Origin of the sequence: Neorhizobium sp. R1-B (assembly GCF_004368875.1) — a bacterium.
GTDB classification, from domain to species: domain Bacteria; phylum Pseudomonadota; class Alphaproteobacteria; order Rhizobiales; family Rhizobiaceae; genus Neorhizobium; species Neorhizobium huautlense.
The window spans coordinates 272,222-296,442 of the sequence record NZ_SOEM01000006.1; the positions used below are offsets into that span (position 1 = coordinate 272,222).

Sequence of the window (24,221 nt, forward strand, 5' to 3'; positions counted from 1 at the left end):
TTTCTTACTGTAAGCTGTGCTGCTGCTTATGCTGCAATCGGTGGGCGGCGGTGACTGTCGCGGTCGACAAACTCGATCGGGTGAAGTTCCTGGAGATCCTCTGCCGGTTCCCCGGCAATGGCGCGAAGCAGCAAGGAAGCGAAGCTCGCGCCGAGGTTCCCTCCAGTCATGCGCATGGTCGAGAGCGGTGGACTGGTAAAGGCGTCCATTGAAAGGTCGTCGTGACCGATGATAGCGATCTGATTTCCGCCATCGACCTCACGGAGCGCACGGAGCGCGCCGATCGCCATCTCGTCGGTGGCGCAAATAAGCGCGGTGGGGCGGGAAGGCTCGCTCAGGAGCTTGAGTGCTGCAAGATATCCGCCTTGTTCTGTTGGCGGACCTTCGCAGCAAAGACTGGCCTGAAGGCCGACCTTCTGCATCGCGGCTTGCCAACCCATACGGCGCACATGCGCAAAATAATACTCCTGAGGACCCGCGATATGGCCGATCCGTTGATGGCCGTCTGCGTGGAACCGCAGTGTCGCGGCATGGAAGCCCGCAAATCCGTCGCCATCGATATAGGGATGAGGCACCGGGCTTTCGGTGCGGCCGTTGGTGACGAAAGGAATGCCGCGGGACTGCAGGAATTCCACGCGCTCGTCCTTACGCTTGGTGCGGACGAGCAACATGGCATCGACGCGCCGTCCGTCGACGAAACGGCGGCAAATTTCGAGTTCGCTTTCGCCGCGCGGAACGGGCGCGATGACCAGGTTGAGGCCGGCGGCAGCGAGATGTTCGGCACAGCCCGAGAGCATATCGAGGAAGTGAGGCGGGCCGATATGGCCGGGGTCGCTCGGAAGCGTAACCGCCACCAGTTCGGCGCGTTGCCGGCGAAGTCTGCGGGCAGAAGCATTCGGCCGATACCCCGCCTTTTCTGCAGCATCGCGGACGCGCTCACGGGTCGCGGCGGAAACATCTGCATAACCGTCGAGTGCGCGGGAAACGGTGGTGATCGACAATCCGAGCGACTGCGCAAGCTGCTTTAAGTTGGCCAACTTCTCACTCCCAGAATGACGAAGACAATTCTCCAAAACGTTTTGGGAGTCAAGCCAAAACGTTTTGGACTGAGGGGAATGGTGCGGGGAAGATGATTGGTCGGACAGGGGGTGGGAACAATACGAGAAAAATCGGCGCGGCGCCCATTCACCTGACCGACTCCGCCCGCTAAAACTCAATCCTTCTGTTTTGCTAGGATTGGATTTTCAGCCATGGCCGATAGCGTTACCGATCGTTTTCTCCGTTACGTCGTCATCGATACCCAGTCGGATGCCAAGTCGCCGACCCAGCCTTCCACCATGAAGCAGAAGGACCTCGGCAGATTGCTGGTTGAGGAACTGCTGGCGATCGGGGTGAGTGACGCGCATCTCGATGAACACGGCTATGTCTACGGGACGATCCCGGCGACCACCACAAAGAACAATGTGCCCGTCGTCTGCTTCACCGCCCATATGGACACGGCACCGGATTTTTCCGGCACCGGTGTTAAGCCGCAGATTGTCAAAAACTATCAGGGCGGCGATATCCAGCTTGTCGGCGACAAAACCCAGGTCATCAAGGTTTCTGAACACCCGGTGCTGAAGGATCTGATCGGCCATGACATCGTCACGTCCGACGGTACGACGCTTCTGGGTGCCGACGACAAGGCCGGTATTGCGGAGATCATGTCGGCCGCCGAGTTCCTGATCAACAATCCCGACATTAAGCACGGCGCGATCCGTATCCTCTTCACCACCGACGAGGAGATCGGCCGCGGTGTCGACAAGGTGGACCTGGCGAAGCTCGGCGCCGATTTCGGCTATACGCTCGATGGCGAAACTGCCGGGACGATCGAAGACGAGACCTTTTCCGCCGATGCAGTCGAGATTGACATCAGGGGGGTCGCGATCCATCCGGGATTTGCCTATGGCAAGATGGAGAATGCCATCCGCATCGCCGGCGCAATCATCGACCGTCTGCCGAAGGACCTGGCGCCGGAGACCACTAGGGACCGCGACGGCTTCATCCATCCGACCGGCATTTCCGGCGTGATGGAAAAGGCGAATTTGAGTTTCATCATTCGGGATTTCACGGAGCAAGGCCTCAAGACCAAGGAAGCGCTGCTCGAAAAGATCACCAGGGAGGTGCTGGCCGGTTATCCGGGTTCGAACTTCACCTTTACGGTGAAGGAGCAGTATCGCAACATGAAGGCCGTCCTCGACAGGCATCCCGAGATCGTGGACTATGCGGTCGAAGCGATCCGCCGGGCCGGGATGGAGCCGGTGCGCGGCAGCATCCGCGGTGGCACGGACGGTTCGCGGCTCTCCTTCATGGGGCTTCCCTGTCCGAACATCTTCGCCGGCGGTCACGCCTTCCATTCGCCGCTCGAATTCGTCAGCAGCCAGGACATGGAAAAGGCGGTGAAGACCGTCGTCGAGCTTGCCAAGCTCTGGGAAGAGCGAGCTTAAGACGCGGTAGCGGTGGACCGCTGACCTCGCCGGCTTGGTCGCGACTGAGAACAAGGCAGTTGCAAAAAGGGTTTGCGCTATGTGGCACGAACGAGAACGGCATAGGGGATTCCACGTATCGTTTGGCGCAGGTGAAAACCCGGGATTGCCGCATAGTCACATTCCGGCGATAAGAGGCGCAACACATGGCGGGGGCCAACGAGGACCGAGGCGAAAATCGCTTCGGTCCTCTTTTTTTATTGATCGCTTGCATCCCACGCCACGCCCGAAGCAAATATTGATCTGCCCCCGACATCAGGTTGCGGGGGCGCCGCGGCATGGCGTCCTCCTGCTTATCTGGCATTGGGTATCTCGGCCGAGATGGAGGCTAGATCCAATCGCGAGAATGAAAAGGCCGCTGCAATAAGGCGGCGGGTGGACAAATGCGCAGTCCGATCTAACTCACCGGGAGCCACTAAAGGCTTACGGAGGAGCATTCATGAATAGAAACGTGATAATCGGTATCGTTGCAGTCATAGTCATCATCATAGCCGTGATGATGTTCATGCCAGGATCCCAGGAGCCTGCCGGAACAGCTACCGCTCCAGCAACACCTCCAGCCTCGACGGGGACGACCCCGCCAGCAAGTCCAGCACCGGCTACGCCGGCTCCTTCGAATTAACGAGCCGACCAGGAGGCCGCCACATCTGGCGACCTCCTCGCCTCCAACATGGACTGAGAGTAAAGACGACGTACGAGCCAAGCGCCATGTGTGCCAGAACGGCTCCTTTATCGGCCCGTTAACCACGTTCCTTGCCGAAACGTTAGGTTTTCCCGCGTGTACTCGGTCCCGGGGGCACAGGAGAAACACCGATGCCTTATGGGTTGCTACTTGTCGCCGGGCTCGTCGCATGCGTGTTGAGCATTTCCGCACTCAATGACGACGCCAATGACGAGCCACTTGTCGGAGACATGCAAGTTGACTTGCCAGCGGGCCGCTGATGCGACGGCACGATGAGGAAACCCGCCGCGCAAGGCGACGGGTTCCCCAGTTTTCATGCGCCACTATGGGCGAAGCCGATGCAATGTGGCGCTGAGAGTGGGCTTCGCGTACTTGCAGCCTAAACACCACAACTCCGAAGAGGGTTCCCCGTATGGGACTTCGGTCTGAACGCCGAGGCCCATCATAGGACTTTCGTCCTTAGCGCCTCCCGCCGCTGCCGAACTTTTCCTTGTAGCAAACCGGTTTAAGCTTCGGCGAAGACGACCGGCGGCGGGAATGGAAGGCCGTTGCGTGCCTTCATCCACCTTGAACCAGCCGCATTTCCGACCTAGCTTCCAACCATCCGCAACACCGACAGGATGGTCAACCATGGATATCAATCCGATCGCAATGCCGCTTCGCCTTGCAATCCGGAGGTCTGTCCATGCCTGCTTCCATCACTCTGTCCAATCTTTCGTGGTCCACGCCTGACGGTCGGCCGCTTTTCTCAAACCTGAACCTCAGCTTCGGAATAGAACGGGCCGGGCTTGTCGGTCGTAACGGCGTCGGCAAGACGACACTCCTGAAGCTTATCACGGGCGAGCTTTCGCCCGCTTCCGGCGCAGTGTCCATTTCCGGCACATTCGCCATGTTACATCAGAGCGTACAGGTCGGACCCCTTGAGACGATCGCCGATCTGTTCGGCACACGTGCCGCACTCTGCCTCCTCGCCCGGGCCGAACGCGGCGAGGCGACGGCAGACGAACTCGCCCGGGCCGACTGGATGCTGGAAGCGCGTATGGCGGAGGCATTGGCGCGCGCCGGGCTGGACGCAAATGCGCAAACGCCGCTCCAGACCCTCTCGGGCGGCGAGCGCACCCGCGCCGGGCTTGCGGCGCTGATCTTCGCCGAACCGGATTTCCTCATCCTCGATGAACCGACCAACAATCTTGACCGTGACGGCAGGCGGGCTGTGATCGATTTTCTCTGCCAGTGGAGAGATGGGGCGATCATCGTCAGCCACGACCGCAAACTGCTCGAGACCGTCGATGCGATCTTCGAGCTGACGTGGCTCGGCGCCACTCGCTACGGCGGCAACTGGAGCCATTACCGGGAGCGGAAGACATTGGAGCTGGCGACCGCCGAACATGATCTTGCAGATGCCGAAAAGCGAATGGCAGAGGTCAACCGCACCGTTCAGGAAACGACGGAGCGCAAGGCGCGACGCGACAGCGTTGGAAAAAAGAAGGCGGCGAGGGGAGACATGCCGCGCATCGCGGCGGGCGGCCTAAAACGCAAGGCGGAAAACACCAGCGGTGAGAATGCCCGGCTTGCCGAGCGCCGCCGGGGTCAGGCAATCCGGGATATTTCCTTGGCGCGGGAAAAAATCGAGATTTTCCAGCCGCTTCTGGTCACGTTTTCGCCGACTGGCCTACCGGGGAACAAGACTGTGCTGAGGATGGAGAACGTCACCGCGGGTTACGCTCCGGACGTTCCGGTCCTGAGCAACCTCTCCTTCGAAATCATCGGGCCGGAGCGCATCGCCGTAACAGGCCCGAATGGATCGGGCAAGACCACGGTATTGTCGCTCCTTGCCGGCCGATTGCACCCGTTTTCGGGCACAATAAAGGTAATGGTGAAGACCGCCATGCTCGACCAACAGGTAAGCCTCCTGGATCCCACATCGACGGTCCGAGACAATTTCAGGCGGCTCAATCCTAGCGCGGATGAAAACGCCTGCCGGGCGGCGCTGGCGCGCTTCATGTTTCGCGCCGACGCTGCCTTACAGGTTGTCGGCTCGTTGTCGGGTGGGCAGGTGCTGCGTGCAGGCCTTGCCTGCGTGCTCGGTGGATTGGAGCCGCCATCGCTGCTCGTCCTCGATGAGCCGACCAATCACCTTGACATCGATTCCATCGCTGCGGTGGAAGCCGGATTGCGCGTCTATGATGGCGCGCTTCTGGTGGTCAGCCATGATGAAATGTTTCTGAATGAGATCGGTGTTACCCGTCGGCTCGCACTCGGTATGGGGCTTTAGATTTCAGTGAAGCTGGCGGTCGTCACCAGATTGACGCCGGCCTCGGTGAACTGTGCATTGTAGCGGTTGATGATTGCCGATGCCGCCTCGTCCGGCTGGTCGAGCGTACTGTGCGCATCCGAAATGACCGTGACCCTGAAACCGTTTGACAGGGCGCCTTTCACCGTTGCCGCGACGCAAAAATCCGTCTGCGCTCCAAGCAACACCACTTCGGGCGCGCTCTGTTCCTCGATCCAGCGGCGGAGATCTGGATTGCTGAAGGCATCGCCAACGCTTTTCGAGAAGGTCGGCTCGTCGTCGGCCTGGCCAAGCGCGGGCCAGATGGGCCAACCTGGCTCGCCGGGCGCCAGCGCGTCGCCTGTTGGCCCATCATGGCGGATGAAAGCGATCCTTCGACCCTGCCGGCGAGCCCAATCCAAGATGGCTCTCGCCCGTTCGACCAGACGGTCAGCCTCATGGAGAGGTGGATCGACAACGCCGTCAAACATGCCAGTCTGAAGATCGATGACGATGATCGGAGCCTTTCCGGATTTCGGTTTGATCGGCATAGCAGTACCTTCGCAGCCTCATATCGGTTGATACTAGTTTGCCTGCAACGGGAGTTTCAAGAGCGATGGCGTCGCCACCGTCCCAGGGCAGCACCTCGAGACAACCTGGTGGCCGCATTCAATGCCGCGTGACTATCTCAGCAGGCCTTGCCCGCCATCAACGAAAATAGGTACGCCTGTGACATGCCGCGAACGGCTGGACGCCAGGAACAGGATGACTTCGGCCACGTCTTCGCTTTCTCCTGCCTTGCCGCCGGTTATCGGAATATCACCCTTCGGGAATTTGACCGGCACCGCCGTATCCTTTTCGCTGCGTACGGTGGTGTTCTCATTGATGTTGGTAGCGATTGCCCCGGGGCAAACTGCATTGACCCGAATTTTATGCTTGCCGAGCTCGAGGGCGAGTTGCTGCACCATGGCCACCTGTGCCGCCTTGGTCGCGACATAGGCCGTGGCGCCTGGTGTATTGAAGGTGCGATTGCCGTTGATCGAAGAGACGACGATCACAGAGCCGCCCTGTCTTTTCAGATACGGTACCGCGGTGTGAAACGTCAGATAGGTGCCGCGCAGGTTGATCGCGATCGTCTTGTCAAATTCTTGCGGTTTCAGGTCGTCGATCGGAGCCCAAACGCCGTTGATTCCCGCATTTGCGACTACAACATCGATGCGCCCAAAAGTCTTCGCCAGCCGGTCTACCGCTTCGCGCATCTGAGATTCGTCCGACACATCCGCTTCCAGGCTGACAGCCTCGCCGCCTGCATTTCTTATGTCATCGACGGTCCTGTCGATTTCTTCTTTCGTATGCCCCAGCACGCCGACTTTGGCTCCCTCGGCTGCAAGCTTGATCGCTGCTGCTTTACCGATGCCCGAACCCGCGCCTGTCACCAGAGCCACTTCAGATCGAAATTCCATGTGCCCATCCTGTCGGTCGATGCCAGCGCGTGCTTCGCGGAGACGAACGAGAGAGGTGGCCCAAGGTTCCGCCGCTCATCGTGGATATTGCTCGTCAAGAATGCGCAGGCCCTCGACATATTTGGATATATCTCCCCCCATTTGTTTTGCCTGGGCCAGATTATCGGCGAGATCCGCACGTTTGACAGGCCTTGCGAGCGAATTGGAGATGGAACGCCGGACGAATTCGAAATAGTCCTCGCCGTCGCGCTTGCTCAACGCATCCACCGCCGCGACGATCTGTTCAGGAAAACCCTCCTGGCGCAGGCGATCCAATGACCAGCCCGGTCCTTTCTCGACGACATCGTGCAGCCAGGCGACAAGCTTTGCGTTGCTTCCGGAAACCTGTTCGGCTACCCGTCGCACATGTTCGATGAACGGGCCCCCCGTCTTGGACGATTGCCCTTCATGTGCGTCAACGGCGATCGCGATCGCTCTTGCAAGCAAATCCCTCTGCGGCATGAAAAATCCCTTTGATGGAGTGCCAGCGAGGCGTCCCGCTACTCTCTGTCTCGATCTTGCTCGTATTGAGCGATCGGAAGCGCACGCAACCAATTTTCCCGACGCTTCACCCAAATTTCGTAGGTCGGTTCGAGATCGGAAGGCGCCATGTCGAGCGACCCTACACGGATCTCCACCGCGTCTCCGTCGCTCTCGTTAAAGACACGGGAACCGCAATCCGGACAGAAACCGCGGCCGCGGAAATATCGCACATCGCCCGAGCTTTTGAAGGCGTTACGCGGCCAGAGGCCGAAGGTAACGAAGCTGGAGCCGCTTTCCTTGCGGCAGTCGACGCAGTGGCAAAGCCCGATGCGAAGAGGAGCGTCCCTCACGCTGTATGTCACCTTGCCGCAGAGGCAGCTGCCTGACCGGACTATCATCGGCTTCCTCCTTATCCGTTCGTCCGACGAATGCAGGTAGGGCGGGAACCCAACAATGGAAAGCCCGACGGACGCTTGTGCCGGCCATCAAAAAAGGCCGGCTCACGCCGACCTTTTCGTCTATCAGTCAACACCTCAGCAATCCGACGACTGGCCGCTTGTATTGGCACCAGCCTCACCTGCCGTGACGTTGGTATTACCGGTCTTGTCCGGCATGTTCGAGGTGCTCTTCGTTTGCAGATTGGGCGCACAGTTGGTGCGCGTGCTATGGGTGGTCATATCGTCGGTGGCTTGTGGCGCATGTGTCGCACCCGGGTTGACCTTATTCAAAGGGTCCCCAGGCTGATCCTGCGCATTGCCGCCGCCGCTGCTTTGAGCAAAGGCGCTCGTCGCGAGTCCAAGTGACAGAAGAGATATCGAGATAATCTTGAGCATGGTCTTTCTCCGTTAGTCCCTACCCGCCACTGATGACGCTTAGCTAACTGACGAAAAAGTAAACCGTTCCATCCAGAAGTGGCACGAGTAGGCGGGACTGATGCGAGCGGCCGTGATCACAGATCGGCAAGGTACGTGTTTTCCGCTCGCGAGCGAGCATAGACCGAAGGGTCTATATCAGCAAAGATCAATGCCTCGTCGGTGATCGATGCTCGCCCCAGCAGCTTGCCGTCCGGCGCGGCGATGCACGACAGGCCAGCGTAGGAAAAGAGCGGATCGGAACCGCAATGATTGATGTAGGCCACGAAAACCTGGTTTTCGAAAGCGCGCACCTTAATCATGTGTTCGGTGATAAAATCCCCCGACGAACCGGCCGGCAGCGCCGTCGGTACAGCGACAAGATCGGCGCCCGCCTTGGCGAGACGACGCACGTTTTCGGGGAATTCCACGTCGTAGCAGATCAGGAACCCGATCCGGATGCCGCCGACATCCGCCAGAACTTCGCGCGGGTCTTCCTGACGGAACCATTTCCGTTCATAGGATCCGTATAGCTTGGATTTGCGGTAGACCGCCGTCTGTCCCTTGCCGTCGGTAAAGAAGGCACTGTTGAAGGTATTTTCAAACGCCTTCTCCGCAAAGCCCGAAAGGATGGCAATCCCATGCAGGGCGGCAATCTCCGACAGTTTATCCGTCACCGGTCCGTGGGCGGGCGCGGCGAGGCCGGGAAATGCTTCAGCGGCACCGTAACCTGTCAATGCCAGTTCCGGAGCGATAAGCAGCCTGGCATCTTCTTGCGCAGCTTTTGCCGCGGCACCTGCAATTTTGTCGAGGTTCGCGTCGATATCGCCGACGACCGGCTCCATCTGAAAGCCGGCGATTTTCATTTGTCCTCCGAGAGAGCACCGAGCAGTTTCGGTAGGTCACCGAACCGTGCCACCAGACCGAAAATGACCGCCGCAATGACCAGGAACAGCACCGTCACCGAAGCCATGGTCGGCGTATATCCATAGCGCAACGCGTTGAAAATCTTGATGGGCAGCGTTTCCATGGTGAAGCCGATCGTCATGTAGGCCACGATATATTCGTTGAGCGACAGCACGAAGGCGAAGGCGTAACCGGAGACGATATACGGCAGGATGAGCGGCAGAACGATAGTACGGAAAATCGTCCGATCGTCGGCGCCCATTGTCGCTGCCGCCTCGACCAGAGAGCGATCGATGGCTGAAAAGCCGAGGGACAGTGTCACAAGCGGCAGAGTGATGAAGAAAATCCCGTGACTGATGACCGCAGTCCAGGACTGACCATAAAAGCCGGTTGTCGCCCAGAAGGTAAGGAGACCAAGCGCCGTGATGACGGGTGGTAGCGTAAAGGGGGCGACCCCAAGAAGCTGGAAGATATTGGCCCAGGGCGCCAGGCGGCGCCACAGGAACCAGGCGAGCGGCAGGGCGATCAGCAGTGCCAGCAGGGCTGATGTGGCCGCCAGCGTCAGCGAGGCGACCAGGGCGTTGCGCCATTCTGGATTGGTAAAGATCTGGCCGTACCAGGAGAGCGAAAAGCCTTGAGGCGGGAAAGCAAGCGTCTGCCGCTGATTGATGGAAACGCCGGCAACGACGATCAGAGGCAAGGCCAAAAACAGACCGACGACGAAGAACAGCAGGCGGCGCAGCGCTGTCATTTCGCCTCCTTCTGCCGTCCGGCATAAACTGCAAGGCCGACCAGTGCGAGCGACACCAGCACCAGGAAAACTGCCATTGCGGCAGCGAACGGCATGTTCGACTGATAGATTGCCTGGTCGGTAATGAGAACCGACAGTGTCCAATGTTGCGGCCGCCCCAAAAGTTGCGGCAGCAGATAGGAGCCAAGCGCGAAGATGAAGACCATGATCAGCGTTGCGAGGATGGTGTTGCGCAAGGCTGGCACAACAACGGTGAAGAAGGCCTTTGCCGGCGAAGCGCCAAGCGTACGCGCAGCTTCCGAGAGCGTCGGATCAAGCCGGACCAGGGCTGGATAAAGGACGAGGACAGTGTAGGGGAACGCCTGGTAGGACATGGCAGTCATGACCGCCCCGAAGCTTGGCGTCAGGGCCTGGGCTTGGCTCATCAATCCCAGCCAGACGAAGAGATTGGTGATGCCGGCGGTGCGCGAAAAAAGCGTCGACCAGGCAAAACCGATCATCACCTCTGAAAGGGAAAGGATGGAGAGCAGCGCGACCAGCCAGGCGATCTGCGTCTTGCGTGAGGAGCGAGCGAGCAGATAGGTGAAGGGTACCCCAACGACCACGCAGGCAATGGCGACCGCGACGGCGAGAAACAGGGAAAAGCCGAGGACTTTGCCGAAGAAGAGGCTCAGGAACCTCGCATAGTTGTCGAGCACGAAGGCCGGCGTATAAAAGCCGCCTTGTTGGCGTTGGAAAAATGAAACGGCGATCATCGTGGCAAATGGCACCACGAAAAACAGGGTCAGCATGCCGGCCGGGAAGAACAGCGGCCCGTAATCGCCTAGGCGTTGCGGCGGTTCACGTCTCATTTGGCGAGCACCACGCTTGTCGCTGGATCGAGCTTGATGCCGACCGTCTGACCGACGTGAACCGCTGGCCGGTTTCGCGGCGAAGAAACCGCAATCACCTGCTGGCCGCCTGCTTCCACGAATGTCTCGATCGTGCCTCCGAGGTCGCGCACGAAGGTCACTGTCCCAGGAATCAAGCCATTGCCTGCGGGCGCCAGTTGAACGTCTTCGGGGCGCACCGAAAGCAGACCCTTCGCCGGTCCGGTGAGCGGAGCCAGTCCTTCGATAGATGTTCCGAGCACGGCGGCGCGGCCGGTGCTGTCGGTTTCGAATGGCAGGAGGTTGGTCTGGCCGATGAAGTCCGCAACGAAGCTGTCGGTCGGGCGGCGGTAGATATCAACTGGCGCGGCCGCCTGCCGGATCTCGCCGCCGTTCATCACCACGACCGTGTCGGCCATTGTCATCGCTTCGCGCTGGTCGTGGGTGACGACGATGGTGGTGATGCCGAGCCGCTGCTGCAACTGGCGCAGTTCAACCTGCATCGCTTCCCGAAGCTTGGCGTCCAGCGCCGACAGCGGTTCGTCGAGCAGGAAAAGTTTTGGCGAGATCGCAAGCGCCCTGGCGATCGCGACGCGCTGGCGCTGGCCGCCCGAGAGTTTGTTGACCGAGCGGTCGGCGAAACCCGGCAGATGGATCATCGCCAGAAGTTCGTCGACGCGCTTCTTCTGCGCGTCCTTGTCCGCGCCCCGGATGCGCAGCGAATAAGCGATATTTTCGCCGACCGTCAGATGGGGGAAGAGCGCCAATGACTGGAAGACCATGCCGAGATCGCGCCTATGGGTAGGCACCTGGGTGATGTCGGCGCCGCTGAGCCTGATTGAGCCGCCGGTCGGCAAATCCAGGCCGGCGATCATCCGCATCAGCGTGGTCTTGCCGCAGCCCGAGGGGCCGAGAAGGCAGACGAAGCTGCCGTCCGCCACCGCGAGGCTCACGTCGTTGACTGCGGTGAAAGTGCCGAATTGCTTCGTCACATGCTCAAGGATCAATCCGGACATTTTGCTCTCGTCAATCGGCTCGGCGAGTGGTGGGGGACCCTCCCCTGAGGGGGAGGGATTAAGCGGCTGCGGCCGATGTTAGCCGTTCCCGAACCTGAGCGTAACCCTCGTCACAGAAGACAAGCGGTTCCCGTCAGCCCGCGATCATCTCGGTCCACTTCTGGTTCAGGAAGTCGGACTTGGTCTGATACAGATCGTAGCGCGGGACGATTGGCTCGATATCGGAAGATACGGCGGCGAATTCTTCCGCGGTTAGATCGAGCAGGTCGCGCTTAATGGTCGGAGCAGTGCCGACCTTGCGCGACAAGATCGCCTGGATGGCCGGCTGGCACATGTAGTTGATGAAAGTGTGAGCTTCTTCCGTTTTCTTGGATGCGCGTGAGAGTGCCCAGCAGCCGGAATCCTGGATGCCACCTTCCTTCGGGAAGGTGGAGCGCACCGGATTGCCATCCGCGGCGGCAAGACCGGTGACATCGTGGTAGTACTGCCCCATCGGGATTTCGCCGGATTTCAGCGCCTGTTCGAACTGCGCCTCATCGCGATACCACAGGCGCACATTCGGCTTCAGCTCGGCGAGCTTCTCAAGCGCCTTGACAATGCCTTCCTCGGTGTCAAGCGCCTTGGTGCCGCCCATGAAGGTCTTGGCAGTCACTTCGAGAAGGAAGGAGTTGGATACCAGGGCGAGCAGACCGAGCTTGTCTTCCTTGTCCTTTTCCCACATTGCGGCCCAGGATGTCGGTGCCTCCTTGAACACGTCGGTGTTCGACACGAGCGTGATGTACCAGGAGACTGCACCGATGCCTGCGACCTTGCCGTCGGGATATTTGTTGACGAAACGGTCGATCAGGTTTTTCGCATTTGGAATTTTGGCGAGGTCAAGTGGTGCCCAGAGATTGGTGGACTGGCCCTTCAGCATCGAGACCTGCGACATCATCGAGACGTCGGCAGGTGCGGCACCGGCTTTGGCGGCCTGCTCGAGCTGCACCAGCCAAGCCTCGCCGGTCGGTTCCGCGACGGATTCGACAGCAATGCCGCTGGCCTTTGTAAAGTCGGCAAAAATGTTCTTGTCGAAAGAGTCCTTGAAGTAGCCGCCGTATACGCCGACCTTCAGGCTCTTGTCCTGAGCGCGCAGCACGGCCGGCATGGCCAGCATGGAAGCACCGGCGATCCCTCCGCCGAGCACGGCACGGCGGCCGATCTTGTTGTTGAAGATATCGGACATGATGTCTCTCCTTTGTTTGCCGGACGGTTCTTGGCCTGGACCGGCTTGTTCCCACTCTTCTATCGAACTTTAAATCAGCTTCGGCCCTTCACGGAAGGGCTGAACACCATCAGGCTCAGGATTTCGAACAGCATCTGCGCGCCAGCATGCGCTGTATTGTGAGTGGCGTCATATTGTGGCGCGACCTCGACGACATCACCGCCGACAATGTTGATGCCTTTCAGGCCGCGGATCAATTCGAGCGCCTCGCGGGTGGTGAGGCCACCGATTTCAGGCGTGCCCGTACCGGGTGCAAAACTCGGGTCGAGGCTATCGATGTCGAAGGAAACATAGGTCGGACCGTCGCCCACGATCGCCTTGGCTTTCTCGACGATCGCCTGAATACCGAGGCCGGTCACTTCTTCCGCGTGGATCACTGTCATGCCGGACTCATAGGAGAATTCCCACAGATATTCGGCCGCCCCGCGGATACCGATCTGGATCGTGCGCGTCGGGTCAAGTACGCCATCCAGTACGGCGTTGCGGAAGGGACCGCCGTGGTGGAACTTCGTCTCGTCGAAGAGGCCGCTCGTATCGCAATGGGCATCGATATGGATGAGCCCGACCGGAGCCCTCTTGCCGACGGCCTTCAAGATCGGATGAGTGATCGAGTGATCGCCGCCGACCGACAGCGGCAGCACGCCGGCATCAACAATCTGATTGATCCGCTTCTCGATGTCGTCGTGGCTCATTTCCAACCGGTAGCGGCTGCGGAAAGGCACGTCGCCGATATCGGCGACCTTCAGTTCATGCGCCGGTGCGCATTCCAGGACGTGGTTATAGGGGCCGACCCGCTCGATCGTGCGTAACGCCCGCGGCCCGAAGCGTGAGCCTGGCCGGTTGGTGACGCCGAGGTCCATCGGCATCCCGATCATGGCCACCTGCAGATCACCGAAATCCGGGTTTTGTGCATCAACCGGCAGGTAGGGAGCGTCAAGCAGCGTCGGTATTCCGGCATAGGGAGCAACGCGCGTACCCGCCTTGTTGAAGATCTTCTCGCCGACCTTCCTGAATTTTGCATCGAAGATCTCGCCGCCGTGGCTGTTGAGATATTTGGCTCGCAATTCATCGAGCTTCTTGCCGTCGAAAGCCATGCATGCCTCGCCTTTTTTCTGCCGCGTCGGGGGACGCAGCCTAATTTTTGTTCCCACGGGGCAATCGCCCTCGTTTTCATCATTATCAATCAGGAGAGACTGGAAAAGCAATTGAGATTGTTCTAGGGGTTTGTGTGAGAAAAACTCACAATAAGGATCAAAATGACCGGCCGGCTGCCGCCCCTCAATCCGTTGCGCGCTTTCGAGGCGACGGCCCGCAGCGGGTCGGTCTCGGCAGCGGCGCGTGAGTTAAACGTTACTCATGGGGCGGTCAGCCACCAGATTAAAGCGCTGGAGGAGTCGCTGAACGTTTCCTTGTTCGAGCGCGGCGGCAAGCGGCTCAAACTCACATCTGAGGGCGCATTACTGCTTCCCGCCGTCACTCAAGCCTTCGGCGAGATTGCTGCCGCCACCGCGCAAATGAAGCGCCCTGCGACAAGCGGTGAGCTGTCGATCACCTGCGTTCCGGCGCTCCTGTCCTTCTGGATCGTTCCGCGGCTCAACACCTTCACGGAGCAATTTCCGGGCGTCAGGCTGAAGATCTTCGCCTCCAATGACCCGGCGCAGCTTCATTCACCTGACGTGGACGTCTGTATTCTCTATGGGGACGGCAATTGGCCGGACGCGTGGACACGGCTCTGGAGCAATTTGCAACTGTTCCCAGTCGCCAGCCCGACGCTCCTGAACAGCCGGCCGCTGCGCTCCATGCGTGATCTCGAAGACCACGTCTTGCTGCACGGCGATGCGGATGGCCGTGAGTGGAATACTTGGCTTTCGGCCGCGGACGCCATCGAGCTGCCGCGTCGGCAGCAGCATTTTATGGGAGACGCCCGCTTCTCCACGGAAGCCGCGTTGCATGGACAGGGCATTGCACTTGGCGACACGATCACCGCCAGCAATCTGATCGCCCGCGGCGAACTCGTGGTTCCTTTCGACTTGAGCGTGGCAGCAAACGATTCCTTCTATGTCGCTTGCCGTCCTGCAGTGCGTGCCACGCCCATCGTGCGCGTCTTCATCGATTGGATATTTGCCTCGCTCGAAGCGGATCGGATTGCGGAGCCACAAACATCCGCTCGGACGCTGCTGCGGGGGCGCAGAGCATAAAAAAGAAGCCGCCCGAGGCAAAGTCGGGCGGCTTCAGTTCGTTCACGGAAGAACGGAAGGCTTAAGGCTGCGTACCGGTCCCGCCAGTACCACCGGCAGGCGGTGTTGCTGGAGCAGGATTGGCAGCCGGCGGAGCCGGAGTTGCAGGAGCCGGGGCCGGAGAGGCGTTGTCGGCGGCCGGCGGCGTGGTTGAAGAGGTGGTTTGGGGATCGGTGGGCGAACTGCCCATCTGCGACCAAACGAAGGCGCCGACAAGAATGACGGCGAGCACGGCTACCCACGGCACCCACGAGGAGCTGCGGCGAACTTCCATATTGTTGTTCACCCCGGGGGTTGTGCGAGGTTCATTCAATCTGTCATTGGGATCATAAGTCATGATGCTTCCTCCTTCTGCCTGGCTTTCAATGCCTCGGCGCGCGATTTGTTCCCGGAACTTTCAATCGGAGATGGTCGCTCAACGGGAGCGCTGGCTTGAACGGGCAAAATCAGGAATGGAAAAACGCCTCCGGTAAGCTGCCGGAGCAAGGCCGGTCACCCGTTTGAAAAGGCGGCGGAAGAAGGCGGGTTCTTCGTATCCGACCTGCCAGCTGATCTCGTCGACCGACATATCCGTACGCTCCAGCCGGCGCTTGGCCTCCTCGATCCGCAGCCGTTGAACATAACTGAGCGGGCTGATGCCTAAAGCACTGGTGAAGCGCCGTTTGAAGGTGCGCTCGGTCAGCCCGGAATGGCGGATCATTTCTTCGAGCGGATTGGCAACCGAGAAATGCGCAGCAATCCAATCCTGCGCCGATCTGACGGCCGTGTCGCCGTGGTCCCTGCGCCCTTCGAACACGATGTAGGGCGCAAGCCCATCCTGATGCCATTGAAGCGCAAAACTGCGGGCAATAGCCTGCGCCGCTGCGGCTCCGGCATGACGAGCAATCAGATAAAGAACGAGGTCGTGCCATGTCATCGACGCGCCGGACGTAACGAGATTCTCGCGGTCGCCTGAGACAACCAGCACCCGTTCAGGATGGATGCGAACCTTAGGAAAGGTCTTCGCAAAGGTATCGGCGTAGCCGAAATGCACGGTGGCGTCGGCGCCGTCGAACAGACCTGTTTCTGCCAGCAGGAAGATGCCGGAACATGCCGAGCACAGGAGGGCGCCCTTGTCGTGCATGCTGCGTATCCAGGCAACCAGCTGCGGATATCGACCTTTCTGCCAGCCATCTGCTGCGAGCAATATGGAGGGAACAATGATGATCTCGGTGGTTTCAATTTCTCCAATACTTCGCTGCACGGTAATCGGCACCCGACTTGCCAGCGGTAACGGACCCGCCTCAAGCCCGACGATCTGTACTTCGAAAGGTTGCGATCTTGCAGGTCCCGGAGGCGGGAAAACGGAAAAGGCGTTCATAACGTCGAACACACCGCTGAGCGTCGAGACCACCGCGTCGGGAATAGCCACAAGGCTCACGTGTATCGGCCTGACATCCGTTCCGGTCGCTTCACGCGACATGACCCTTCTCCCATATCGATTCGTGCCGCTGCATGCAGATGGCCCAAACGACCCGATTTTGGTGTTTCCCGCTCTGCCGGTCGAGCCCCTGACCTGCGATCTTCCAGTCATCATCACAACAGATGAATGAAAAGGAGATAGCAATATGGATTATGTTACGAGCACTGCGATAGATCCGGCAAAGCTGGACGCAATCGTTTCCCGTGCCATCGGGGATCTTTCCGCCGGTTATGGAGGCGTGATGATCAGCATCGGCAACCGCCTCGGCCTTTACAAGGCAATGGCAGGTGCAGGTCCGCTGACTTCGCGGGAGCTTGCAAGCCGCACGACCTGTGCGGAACGCTATGTGCGCGAGTGGCTGAACTCGCAGGTCGCAGGCGGCTATCTCGCCTACCACGCCGCCACCGATCGTTTCGAACTCACGCCGGAACAGGCGCTGGTACTGGCGAACGACGACAGCCCGGTCTTTGTCGCAGGCGCCTGGGCCGTGCCGGCCTCCATGTGGGCGGACGAGGACAAGGCGCTTGAAGCCTTCCGGACAGGATCCGGAATCCCCTGGGGAGACCACGACGGCCGTCTCTACTGCGGCGTCGCCTCATTCTACCGGAACGCCTACAAGGCCAGCCTTGTCCCTGAATGGCTGCCTTCGCTTGATGGCATCATCGAAAAACTGACGGCCGGGGCGTCTGTTGCCGATGTCGGTTGCGGCTACGGCCATTCCACGGTCATGATGGCAGAAGCCTTCCCGGCATCGCGCTTCCGGGGTTTTGATACGCACCATAAATCCGTTCTCGAGGCGAGGAAGATTGCAGCCGATGCGGGCGTCGCAGACAGGGCGACGTTCGAACAGGCGCGTGCGGAAGACTATCCTGGGGCAGGTTATGACCTGATCTGCTTCTTCGATTGCCTCCATGACATGGGCGACCCGCTCGCTGCTGCAAAACACGCTGCACGAATGCTCGCCCCTGGCGGCACCGTCATGCTGGTGGAGCCCTTTGCCAATGATCGCGTGGAGGACAATATTTCGCCCGTCGCGCGCCTTTATTACGCGGCCTCGACAACCATCTGCTGTGCGCATGCCATTTCCGACGGCGGCCGCACCGTGCTGGGGGCACAGGCCGGCGAGGCGCGATTGCGGGATCTGTTCTACAAGGCGGGTTTCACCCACTTCCGGCGGGCCATGGCAACGCCGTTCAACCTGATCCTCGAAGCGCGGCTTTGACTTGACCTGAAGGAGATCGGGGGCGGGAAAGATCCCGCCCTTTTAGTTTTGTGCCATCGCGGTTCTCGGCGAGATCCAGTTGTGCCACTGCTCTACGCTGCCATGGAAGACATTGAGGTCGATCTTGCCGTCGACGCCGTGCGACAGGCCCGAACCGGAATACTGCCAGAAGACCCATTTGCGGCCCGGATAGACCTTGGAGGGATGCTGGGCGACGGCGCGCAGCCAGAAGGGGTAGTTCAGGAATTCGCCCGTGAGGTTGTCCTCGTAGAAATCGGGTGCCGTGTAGATGATCGGGCGCTGGCCGTAGTGACGTTCGAGCATGTCCATGAAGACCTGCATCTTTTCCAGCACGCGCTTTCGTGCAAGACGTTGCTTGCAGCGGGATTCACCGTTCCACTCCACGTCGATGACCGGCGGCAGCGCGTCCGGATCCCTCGGCACGTTGCGGATGAACCACTCCGCCTGCTCGCCCGCCGTGCGGCACCAGTAGAAGAAGTGGTAGGCGCCGCGTTTCAGGCCGGCTTCCTTGGCACGGCGCCAATTCGTCCTGAACATCGGATCAAGATGGTCGCCGCCATCGGTCGCTTTGATATAGGCGAAATTCGCCCCTTGCATGCGGAGTTTCGTCCAGTCGATATCGCCCTGCCAGCGCGATACGTCGACGCCGTGAACGGCGTAATCCTTCGGCGAGACGCGTCCGAAGTTGATCGGTTTGGCATCGCGAAAGCGGCGGCTGTAGATCTGCATGCGTCCGCGGCCCGGCGCCGGTTCGACCGCGGGGCCTTCAGGCATCAGCGTGGCAACGGGTCGTTCCGTGGGAAGCGGCATCCCGACCGTGGTTTCGCGGACGAAGGCCTGCGGTCCGGGTGCCGGGGTAGACCACGCAAGCGTCTCCGCTTGTGGCGCCTGAGAGCCGACTCGAGAGGTCTTGCCGACGCCGACCGATGGCACCGGCGCTGCCGGTCGGACGACCGAGCCCGTTGTTTCCTTGGCGGCGACGCCCGAAGCGGCGCTTTCCGAGCCTGAGCTGGACGTGCAGCCAGCAAGTGCGAAGCCAGCGATGAGAAGTGGCAAGACCGATAGACGCATGACAACCCGTACGCAACATAAACCGGAGTCTCATCCCGTCTGCCGACGGAATACCTAACGGAAAATTACCGGAAAACACTGAATGCAATCTTAATTATCGCCCCTTGAGTTCTCTCTTATTCCCGCTTGGGGAAACACCGAAGGCTGCAGAGGCTTGTCAGGCCCGGTGGGAACAACTTCCTAACCGCGTGGTTGGGTAGACATCGCACAGACGGTATCCCGCCGATCCTGTCTTAGAACACTGGGAGAGACCAATGACAGAACGTGACCTTAATCTCACAAAAGGTCCTCAACCCGAATCTCCGTATGCGGACGCCGGCAATCCGGCCAGGGATATTCCGACCCCGCAATCCGGCCAGGGCTCCGGACCCGGGATGGAATCTCGGCAGGGCGCCGGGGCCGGAATAGTGGACAAGGCCAGGGAGGATTTGCGTGGGGCCAAGTCAGCTGCCCGCGTTGAAATCAGCCATGCAACTGAAAAGGCAAAGCAAGCAGCAGCCGGTCAAAAGGACTTTGCCGCTGAGCGGGTCGGTGGCATCGCCGCGGCCATCGGCAAGGTTGGCGACGAACTGCAGCAAGGTGACCAAGCGGCTGTCGGGCGTTACGCAAAGCAGATTGGCTCAAGCGTGCAGCGCTTTGCAGATGATATCAAAGGCAAGGATATCGGTGAGATCGCTGGAATGGCGGAGGAATTCGGTCGCCGGAACCCGGCAGCTTTCCTCGGGATCGCAGCGCTTGCCGGTTTTGCCGCTAGCCGCTTTCTGACTGCATCCGCAGATCGCCACGCACAGCCGAAGACCTCACGCAGCGATGAGGCGAGCGTCACCAGATCGCAATCCGCGCTCACCTCTCCCGCCACCACCGGGACGGGCACAAATTTTGGTACGGGTTATCAGACAGGAGGCACCCACAATGGCTAACAGCTTCGACAATCGCCCCCTTCCGGAACTGGTACGGGACCTGGTGACCGATATCACCGGCCTGTTCCGCAAGGAAATTACTCTGGCCAAGACGGAAGCTTCGGCAAAGATGTCGTCCGCGCTGACCGGCGTAGAGGCATTCGCGGCCGGCGTGATTTTCGCCATCGCCGCAGTCGGCGTCCTCCTGGCCGCCCTCGTTAGGGGGCTAACCGCATTTTTCGTTTCCCGCGGAATGGCTGAACCCGGCGCCGATGCGCTGTCCTCCGTCATTGTCGGAGTGCTTGTCGCACTTGCGGCATGGATGATGATTTCCAAAGGCCTTGCCACCCTGCGTGGCGAAAATCTCAAACTGGATCGTACCTCGTCCTCGCTTCGCCGGGACGCCCAGATGATCAAGGAGCGTGTGTGATGGTTCACATTTCTGATAACGCCAAGGCCGAAGCGCTCGAACGGGAGATCAATGAGGATCGCCGCCGTATCGAAGAACGGATGAACGCCATTCAGGCCAAAATGTCTCCAGGACAGTTGCTTGATGAAGCGCTGGGCTGGGCGAAGTCGAGCGGTGGCGGCGAATATGTCGCCAATCTTGGCAATGCCGTGAAGACCAATCCTATTCCCGTCGCCTTGATGGGCGTCGGCATGGCCTGGCTGATGGCAAACCCGGCAGGTTCAAGAACCGCACAGACGGATCAGTCTGATTACGAGGAAGAGAACTATCCTCTCGCGCCGGTCCAAGGACCCGTCCGCCGCACCGGCCCGGTGCAGATCGATGGGGAATATCGCTACAGCCATTTTGCCGACGAAAGCGGCAGCCGGTTCAAGGCCCTGACGGATGAAACCGGCCGGCGAGCAGGACACTTCATGGATGACGCGGGCCGGACCTATCGCGGTTTTGCCGACGCCGCCGGCCAACAGATCCATGACATACGCGACGAAACCGGCAGGCTCTTTGACGAGGCATCCGGGTGGGTGGCCAAGTCGTGGCGTCGCATGGGTGCGACTGCATCCCAGGCGAGTGGTTCCGTGGCCGCGAGCTTCCGGTCCGTCCGGGACGGCACGATGTCGAGAACCGACGCGCTAAGAGATCAAGCCTCTGATATGAACAGCGCCATCCTGAACCACTTCAGGGATCAACCGTTGATTGGAGGCGCCTTGGCATTTGCGCTTGGTGCGGCAATCGGTGCGGCTCTACCCAACACGCGTCGAGAAGATGAAATGATGGGAGAAATGTCCGACGATATGCGTGAACAAATAGCCGCCAAGGCATCCGATGTTCGTGACAAGGCTGAAGAGGTGGCGTCCGACGTCTATGAAAAGGCAGCGGCAGTTGCCTCCGACATTCACGATGTCGCCAAAGAACGCATCGTCGAGGAAGCGAAACCCTATCGGCGCTCCAGTGGCGATGGGCGTGCCGATCCCCGCGCCCATTGAATAACCTGCACGTCGCATGCAAAGGCTCCCGAGGAATAGCGGGAGCCTTTCATTGCTCTGCGCTGGCCTTGAGCCGCGCAGCCTCACGCCGTGCAAGGCTTTCCGGCGGCCAAAGCGCTTTGGTACTGTAATATTCCTCGAAGACGTCAGCATCGTCCGGTAGCCTTACCCAAGGCACTTTCGAACGGGTGAAGATATGGACGTCGGGCTTGAATTCCGCTCGCCGGTCCAGAGTCGAAACACGAATGAAAAACATCCATCGACGACGGCCGTAATCGCTCCAGAGCGCCGTCTGGCATTCAGGACACCGGTAGATATCATGCGGATGACCGCTGTCTGTCGACATCGTGACGGCAACCGGCTCACCCTTAACGATAACGACGCGCTCGGCCTCGATCAGCGCGTTGATGGCAAAGGCGCCCCCGGTCTGTTGCTGGCAATCGGTACAGTGGCAGCAATGGATGACCATCGGCCGTCCGCGCATGCGGTAGTGGATCCTGCCGCAGAAACAACTGCCCTCAAAGATCTCGTCCATATGGCTTTTGCTCCCTGAAACACGGTGAGCCTATCATGAATTATCGTGCCCTTAGCCTGCAAACGAAAATGAGGAAGACGCAAACGGTCGGTTCTGCTTTAACTCCCTCAAGACCGCATTCAACGAGGATAAAAGGATGTCAAAGGAGCGGATCGGGATCGTCGGCTTGGGACGTATGGGCAGCGCCATGGCAGAGCGGCTTGCGAAGCAGGGCTTCTCCGTAACCGGCTGGAGCCGCAGCGGCCTTTCGCAACAAAAGGCTTCCGCGCTTGGAATTGCTGCGGCAGGCGACTTGGCCCGCCTGTCGGCTGCCTCGGACATCATCATTCTCGCCCTCCTCAACGAGGCAGCCGTGCATGCCGTGCTCGACGAGATTGCATCTGCCGGTCCCGCCCGGAAACTGATCGTTGATACGAGTACAGTCAGTCCCGAGGTGCTGCGCACCCATCAGGCGATGATGGAACAAAAGCAAGCGGCGCTTCTGGACGCGCCGATTGCCGGCGGGCCGGAGACATTGCTTGCTGGGACGGCCGGCTTCTATATCGGCGGTGCGGATGAGGATTTTCGGCGCTTTCAGCCGATCGCCGAGGTTTTGTCGAACAGGGTCCTACATGTCGGCATGCTGGGTGACGGCGCTTCGGCAAAGCTCGTCAACAACATGATGTTGATGGGACTCTGGCAGACCATGAAGGAAGCGATCCAGCTCGGCGGCAAAGCCGGCCTTTCGGCCGAAAAGATGATCGAGATCCTGTCCGGCAGCCCTGCAGCCAGCCCGGCGATGAAATCGAGGCTGCCGGTCATCCTCGGTCAGACGGAAGCTGTCGGCTTTCCCGTCTCGGGCGTGCTAAAGGATATGGATGTGGTCTTTGACGTTGCCGGTCGTCTCGGCGTCGCAATACCGGTGATCGAAGCGGCTTGTGTAAGTTTCAGGCAAGCGGCCGCGCTCGGCCATAGCGACGCGGATCTCGGCACCGTGGTGCGGCTGGCGCTGGAAGGGAAAAGCTGAGCGGAGTCCGCTCAGCCTGGTCGAGCGATCAGAACGTGCGGCTGAGTCTGGCGTCGACGGAATGGCGGTTGCCGCCGCGGAGCGCAAAGAACAGGAAGATCGCGGCCCAGAGGATGGATTTTTCTGCGCCAGCAAGACCCTCGGCACGGACGATTCCATGGAAGTAGACCGTGACCAGCAGCACGATCATCGCCGCAAAGGATGCTGGGCGGGTGAAGAGGCCGATGGCGATGAATATTCCGCCGAAGAACTCGGTCGCCGCCAGAAGCGGCGACCAGAAGACGCCTGGATAGAAGCCGAGGCTTTCCACCATGCCGACGGCGCCGAACGGATTGGTGATCTTTCCGAATCCGTGCGTAACAAGCAGCACACCCGCGGTCACCCGCAACAGGGTTTCAACGATCTCGTGGGCGGAGGTATAGACAGGGGAAAGTGCCGGAATGATAAGGCGTGAGCGTGTCGTGGACTGGAGAGCCATGGGAGGACCTCTTTGATTGGTTATGGGACATGATGCGTCGCGCCACAAATTGACGGAGGAGCAGTCCGTGTCGAGATGTCCGCGTTCAAAACTTGACTTTTATAGGTGACAATATTGTGAGATTGATTTGAAAAGCCATGAAAGGTGAATCCAATGAAAAAACCGCGCATTACCATTCTGTACTGCACGCAATGCAACTGGCTATTGCGGGCCGGGTGGATGGCACAGGAACTCCTGCAGACCTTTACCGACTCGCTCGGCGAGGTGGCGCTTATTCCGGGAACTGGCGGCAATTTCGAAATCCGGATCGATGATGAATTGATCTGGGAGCGCAAGCGCGATGGCGGGTTCCCCGGTCCGAAGGAGTTGAAGCAGCGTATTCGCGATGTCATCGATCCCGATCGCGACCTTGGTCATCTGGATCGTACAGCGGAGGAAGGCGGCGGGGCCTGACGGTCTTATCGGTCGTCGGCGAAGGTTTTTCCATGACTGACATGGAAACTTCAAAAAGCCAGTTGACAGCGAAGAGCCACGCCCGTACATGGCTCTCCGTCGCCCAGATGGCGGAATTGGTAGACGCGCCAGCTTCAGGTGCTGGTACCCGAAAGGGTGTGGAGGTTCGAGTCCTCTTCTGGGCACCATTCCATTTTTCAAGCATTGTTTTTGCTTGGCTTTTTCTCCCTTTTTGTCCCACTTTTTACGACCCCTTCGGGTGTGGGA

26 protein-coding genes and 1 tRNA gene are annotated in these 24,221 nt (G+C 59.7%); 10 read left to right on the forward strand and 17 right to left on the reverse strand.

What is annotated here, in order from left to right; translation table 11 throughout:
* Positions 1-26: 26 nt before the first annotated feature.
* A complete protein-coding gene (locus EDE05_RS11850; RefSeq protein WP_112803008.1) occupies positions 27-1,037 on the reverse strand; it encodes a substrate-binding domain-containing protein in 1,011 nt (336 codons plus the stop codon).
* A 213-nt stretch (positions 1,038-1,250) separates the two neighbouring features.
* Between EDE05_RS11850 and pepT the strand changes: the two genes are divergently transcribed.
* Positions 1,251-2,486, forward strand: a complete 1,236-nt coding sequence (gene pepT, locus EDE05_RS11855) for a peptidase T (protein WP_134101192.1) — start codon at positions 1,251-1,253, stop codon at positions 2,484-2,486.
* Positions 2,487-3,892: 1,406 nt separating this feature from the next.
* Positions 3,893-5,482, forward strand: coding sequence for an ABC-F family ATP-binding cassette domain-containing protein (locus EDE05_RS11865; RefSeq protein ID WP_134101195.1), 1,590 nt, complete (start codon positions 3,893-3,895; stop codon positions 5,480-5,482).
* Here the strand turns inward: EDE05_RS11865 and EDE05_RS11870 are convergent.
* From EDE05_RS11870 to speB, 11 genes are all read right to left on the reverse strand, one after another.
* Entirely contained in the window at positions 5,479-6,030 is a 552-nt protein-coding gene (locus EDE05_RS11870) for an isochorismatase family protein (protein WP_112803014.1), read from the reverse strand. The two genes, EDE05_RS11865 and EDE05_RS11870, sit on opposite strands and share 4 nt — an antisense overlap.
* A 132-nt stretch (positions 6,031-6,162) precedes the next feature.
* Positions 6,163-6,942 (reverse strand): SDR family NAD(P)-dependent oxidoreductase, encoded by a 780-nt coding sequence (locus tag EDE05_RS11875; protein ID WP_134101198.1) that lies wholly within the window; start codon positions 6,940-6,942, stop codon positions 6,163-6,165.
* Between the two features lie 75 nt (positions 6,943-7,017).
* Positions 7,018-7,443: an HD domain-containing protein gene (locus tag EDE05_RS11880; protein WP_112803019.1), complete on the reverse strand. Its 426-nt coding sequence runs from the start codon at positions 7,441-7,443 to the stop codon at positions 7,018-7,020.
* Between the two features lie 38 nt (positions 7,444-7,481).
* A complete protein-coding gene (locus EDE05_RS11885; RefSeq protein ID WP_105371013.1) occupies positions 7,482-7,862 on the reverse strand; it encodes a GFA family protein in 381 nt (126 codons plus the stop codon).
* A 135-nt stretch (positions 7,863-7,997) separates the two neighbouring features.
* Positions 7,998-8,297: a hypothetical protein gene (locus tag EDE05_RS11890; RefSeq protein WP_105371014.1), complete on the reverse strand. Its 300-nt coding sequence runs from the start codon at positions 8,295-8,297 to the stop codon at positions 7,998-8,000.
* 116 nt (positions 8,298-8,413) lie between these two features.
* Entirely contained in the window at positions 8,414-9,181 is a 768-nt protein-coding gene (locus EDE05_RS11895; RefSeq protein ID WP_112803021.1) for a carbon-nitrogen hydrolase family protein, read from the reverse strand.
* The gene (locus EDE05_RS11900) at positions 9,178-9,972 is read right to left on the reverse strand and encodes an ABC transporter permease (protein WP_112803023.1); all 795 of its coding nucleotides are present in this window, start codon (positions 9,970-9,972) and stop codon (positions 9,178-9,180) included. The genes EDE05_RS11895 and EDE05_RS11900 overlap by 4 nt, the downstream gene beginning before the upstream one ends.
* The gene (locus EDE05_RS11905) at positions 9,969-10,823 is read right to left on the reverse strand and encodes an ABC transporter permease (RefSeq protein ID WP_112803025.1); all 855 of its coding nucleotides are present in this window, start codon (positions 10,821-10,823) and stop codon (positions 9,969-9,971) included. Before EDE05_RS11905 ends, EDE05_RS11900 begins: the two co-directional genes overlap by 4 nt.
* On the reverse strand, positions 10,820-11,857 hold the full coding sequence (locus EDE05_RS11910; RefSeq protein WP_134101201.1) for an ABC transporter ATP-binding protein: 1,038 nt from the start codon (positions 11,855-11,857) through the stop codon (positions 10,820-10,822). Before EDE05_RS11910 ends, EDE05_RS11905 begins: the two co-directional genes overlap by 4 nt.
* A 133-nt stretch (positions 11,858-11,990) precedes the next feature.
* Positions 11,991-13,079 (reverse strand): ABC transporter substrate-binding protein, encoded by a 1,089-nt coding sequence (locus tag EDE05_RS11915; RefSeq protein ID WP_112803029.1) that lies wholly within the window; start codon positions 13,077-13,079, stop codon positions 11,991-11,993.
* Between the two features lie 74 nt (positions 13,080-13,153).
* Positions 13,154-14,212: an agmatinase gene (speB, locus tag EDE05_RS11920; protein ID WP_112803031.1), complete on the reverse strand. Its 1,059-nt coding sequence runs from the start codon at positions 14,210-14,212 to the stop codon at positions 13,154-13,156.
* A gap of 162 nt (positions 14,213-14,374) precedes the next feature.
* Between speB and gcvA the strand changes: the two genes are divergently transcribed.
* Positions 14,375-15,316 carry a transcriptional regulator GcvA gene (gene gcvA, locus EDE05_RS11925; RefSeq protein WP_105371021.1) on the forward strand — a complete coding sequence of 314 codons (942 nt, stop codon included), beginning with the start codon at positions 14,375-14,377 and terminating at the stop codon, positions 15,314-15,316.
* A 61-nt stretch (positions 15,317-15,377) separates the two neighbouring features.
* On the opposite strand, the gene EDE05_RS11930 is transcribed toward gcvA, so the two are convergent.
* Entirely contained in the window at positions 15,378-15,692 is a 315-nt protein-coding gene (locus tag EDE05_RS11930) for a hypothetical protein (protein ID WP_105371022.1), read from the reverse strand.
* Positions 15,693-15,770: 78 nt separating this feature from the next.
* Complete coding sequence (locus tag EDE05_RS11935) at positions 15,771-16,817, reverse strand: helix-turn-helix domain-containing protein (RefSeq protein ID WP_112803033.1); 1,047 nt, start codon at positions 16,815-16,817, stop codon at positions 15,771-15,773.
* 145 nt (positions 16,818-16,962) lie between these two features.
* Between EDE05_RS11935 and EDE05_RS11940 the strand changes: the two genes are divergently transcribed.
* Complete coding sequence (locus tag EDE05_RS11940) at positions 16,963-18,039, forward strand: class I SAM-dependent methyltransferase (RefSeq protein ID WP_112803035.1); 1,077 nt, start codon at positions 16,963-16,965, stop codon at positions 18,037-18,039.
* A 42-nt stretch (positions 18,040-18,081) separates the two neighbouring features.
* On the opposite strand, the gene EDE05_RS11945 is transcribed toward EDE05_RS11940, so the two are convergent.
* Positions 18,082-19,131: a GH25 family lysozyme gene (locus EDE05_RS11945; protein WP_112803037.1), complete on the reverse strand. Its 1,050-nt coding sequence runs from the start codon at positions 19,129-19,131 to the stop codon at positions 18,082-18,084.
* Positions 19,132-19,385: 254 nt separating this feature from the next.
* Here EDE05_RS11945 and EDE05_RS11950 point away from each other — a divergent pair, with 254 nt between their 5' ends.
* The 3 genes from EDE05_RS11950 to EDE05_RS11960 are packed head-to-tail and all read left to right on the forward strand — an operon-like array spanning position 19,386 to position 21,482.
* Positions 19,386-20,051 carry a nutrient deprivation-induced protein gene (locus EDE05_RS11950; protein WP_134101204.1) on the forward strand — a complete coding sequence of 222 codons (666 nt, stop codon included), beginning with the start codon at positions 19,386-19,388 and terminating at the stop codon, positions 20,049-20,051.
* Positions 20,044-20,460, forward strand: a complete 417-nt coding sequence (locus EDE05_RS11955) for a phage holin family protein (RefSeq protein ID WP_105371027.1) — start codon at positions 20,044-20,046, stop codon at positions 20,458-20,460. The genes EDE05_RS11950 and EDE05_RS11955 overlap by 8 nt, the downstream gene beginning before the upstream one ends.
* A complete protein-coding gene (locus EDE05_RS11960) occupies positions 20,460-21,482 on the forward strand; it encodes a DUF3618 domain-containing protein (protein WP_112803041.1) in 1,023 nt (340 codons plus the stop codon). Before EDE05_RS11955 ends, EDE05_RS11960 begins: the two co-directional genes overlap by 1 nt.
* A gap of 49 nt (positions 21,483-21,531) precedes the next feature.
* On the opposite strand, the gene EDE05_RS11970 is transcribed toward EDE05_RS11960, so the two are convergent.
* Complete coding sequence (locus EDE05_RS11970) at positions 21,532-22,017, reverse strand: GFA family protein (RefSeq protein ID WP_112803045.1); 486 nt, start codon at positions 22,015-22,017, stop codon at positions 21,532-21,534.
* Positions 22,018-22,153: 136 nt separating this feature from the next.
* Between EDE05_RS11970 and EDE05_RS11975 the strand changes: the two genes are divergently transcribed.
* On the forward strand, positions 22,154-23,023 hold the full coding sequence (locus EDE05_RS11975; protein WP_112803047.1) for an NAD(P)-dependent oxidoreductase: 870 nt from the start codon (positions 22,154-22,156) through the stop codon (positions 23,021-23,023).
* Between the two features lie 28 nt (positions 23,024-23,051).
* Here the strand turns inward: EDE05_RS11975 and EDE05_RS11980 are convergent, their stop codons facing one another.
* Positions 23,052-23,501 carry a DoxX family protein gene (locus EDE05_RS11980; RefSeq protein WP_105371056.1) on the reverse strand — a complete coding sequence of 150 codons (450 nt, stop codon included), beginning with the start codon at positions 23,499-23,501 and terminating at the stop codon, positions 23,052-23,054.
* Positions 23,502-23,654: 153 nt separating this feature from the next.
* Here EDE05_RS11980 and EDE05_RS11985 point away from each other — a divergent pair, with 153 nt between their 5' ends.
* Positions 23,655-23,954: a SelT/SelW/SelH family protein gene (locus EDE05_RS11985; RefSeq protein ID WP_105371031.1), complete on the forward strand. Its 300-nt coding sequence runs from the start codon at positions 23,655-23,657 to the stop codon at positions 23,952-23,954.
* Between the two features lie 101 nt (positions 23,955-24,055).
* Positions 24,056-24,142, forward strand: a tRNA-Leu gene (locus tag EDE05_RS11990).
* Positions 24,143-24,221 lie beyond the last annotated feature (79 nt).

Coding starts and splice junctions, on each gene's coding strand:
- pepT (WP_134101192.1), top strand. CDS start 1,251: ATGGCCGATAGCGTTACCGATCGTTTTCTCCGTTACGTCGTCATCGAT.
- EDE05_RS11865 (WP_134101195.1), top strand. CDS start 3,893: ATGCCTGCTTCCATCACTCTGTCCAATCTTTCGTGGTCCACGCCTGAC.
- EDE05_RS11870 (WP_112803014.1), bottom strand. CDS start 6,030: ATGCCGATCAAACCGAAATCCGGAAAGGCTCCGATCATCGTCATCGAT.
- EDE05_RS11875 (WP_134101198.1), bottom strand. CDS start 6,942: ATGGAATTTCGATCTGAAGTGGCTCTGGTGACAGGCGCGGGTTCGGGC.
- EDE05_RS11880 (WP_112803019.1), bottom strand. CDS start 7,443: ATGCCGCAGAGGGATTTGCTTGCAAGAGCGATCGCGATCGCCGTTGAC.
- EDE05_RS11885 (WP_105371013.1), bottom strand. CDS start 7,862: ATGATAGTCCGGTCAGGCAGCTGCCTCTGCGGCAAGGTGACATACAGC.
- EDE05_RS11890 (WP_105371014.1), bottom strand. CDS start 8,297: ATGCTCAAGATTATCTCGATATCTCTTCTGTCACTTGGACTCGCGACG.
- EDE05_RS11895 (WP_112803021.1), bottom strand. CDS start 9,181: ATGAAAATCGCCGGCTTTCAGATGGAGCCGGTCGTCGGCGATATCGAC.
- EDE05_RS11900 (WP_112803023.1), bottom strand. CDS start 9,972: ATGACAGCGCTGCGCCGCCTGCTGTTCTTCGTCGTCGGTCTGTTTTTG.
- EDE05_RS11905 (WP_112803025.1), bottom strand. CDS start 10,823: ATGAGACGTGAACCGCCGCAACGCCTAGGCGATTACGGGCCGCTGTTC.
- EDE05_RS11910 (WP_134101201.1), bottom strand. CDS start 11,857: ATGTCCGGATTGATCCTTGAGCATGTGACGAAGCAATTCGGCACTTTC.
- EDE05_RS11915 (WP_112803029.1), bottom strand. CDS start 13,079: ATGTCCGATATCTTCAACAACAAGATCGGCCGCCGTGCCGTGCTCGGC.
- speB (WP_112803031.1), bottom strand. CDS start 14,212: ATGGCTTTCGACGGCAAGAAGCTCGATGAATTGCGAGCCAAATATCTC.
- gcvA (WP_105371021.1), top strand. CDS start 14,375: ATGACCGGCCGGCTGCCGCCCCTCAATCCGTTGCGCGCTTTCGAGGCG.
- EDE05_RS11930 (WP_105371022.1), bottom strand. CDS start 15,692: ATGACTTATGATCCCAATGACAGATTGAATGAACCTCGCACAACCCCC.
- EDE05_RS11935 (WP_112803033.1), bottom strand. CDS start 16,817: ATGTCGCGTGAAGCGACCGGAACGGATGTCAGGCCGATACACGTGAGC.
- EDE05_RS11940 (WP_112803035.1), top strand. CDS start 16,963: ATGGATTATGTTACGAGCACTGCGATAGATCCGGCAAAGCTGGACGCA.
- EDE05_RS11945 (WP_112803037.1), bottom strand. CDS start 19,131: ATGCGTCTATCGGTCTTGCCACTTCTCATCGCTGGCTTCGCACTTGCT.
- EDE05_RS11950 (WP_134101204.1), top strand. CDS start 19,386: ATGACAGAACGTGACCTTAATCTCACAAAAGGTCCTCAACCCGAATCT.
- EDE05_RS11955 (WP_105371027.1), top strand. CDS start 20,044: ATGGCTAACAGCTTCGACAATCGCCCCCTTCCGGAACTGGTACGGGAC.
- EDE05_RS11960 (WP_112803041.1), top strand. CDS start 20,460: ATGGTTCACATTTCTGATAACGCCAAGGCCGAAGCGCTCGAACGGGAG.
- EDE05_RS11970 (WP_112803045.1), bottom strand. CDS start 22,017: ATGGACGAGATCTTTGAGGGCAGTTGTTTCTGCGGCAGGATCCACTAC.
- EDE05_RS11975 (WP_112803047.1), top strand. CDS start 22,154: ATGTCAAAGGAGCGGATCGGGATCGTCGGCTTGGGACGTATGGGCAGC.
- EDE05_RS11980 (WP_105371056.1), bottom strand. CDS start 23,501: ATGGCTCTCCAGTCCACGACACGCTCACGCCTTATCATTCCGGCACTT.
- EDE05_RS11985 (WP_105371031.1), top strand. CDS start 23,655: ATGAAAAAACCGCGCATTACCATTCTGTACTGCACGCAATGCAACTGG.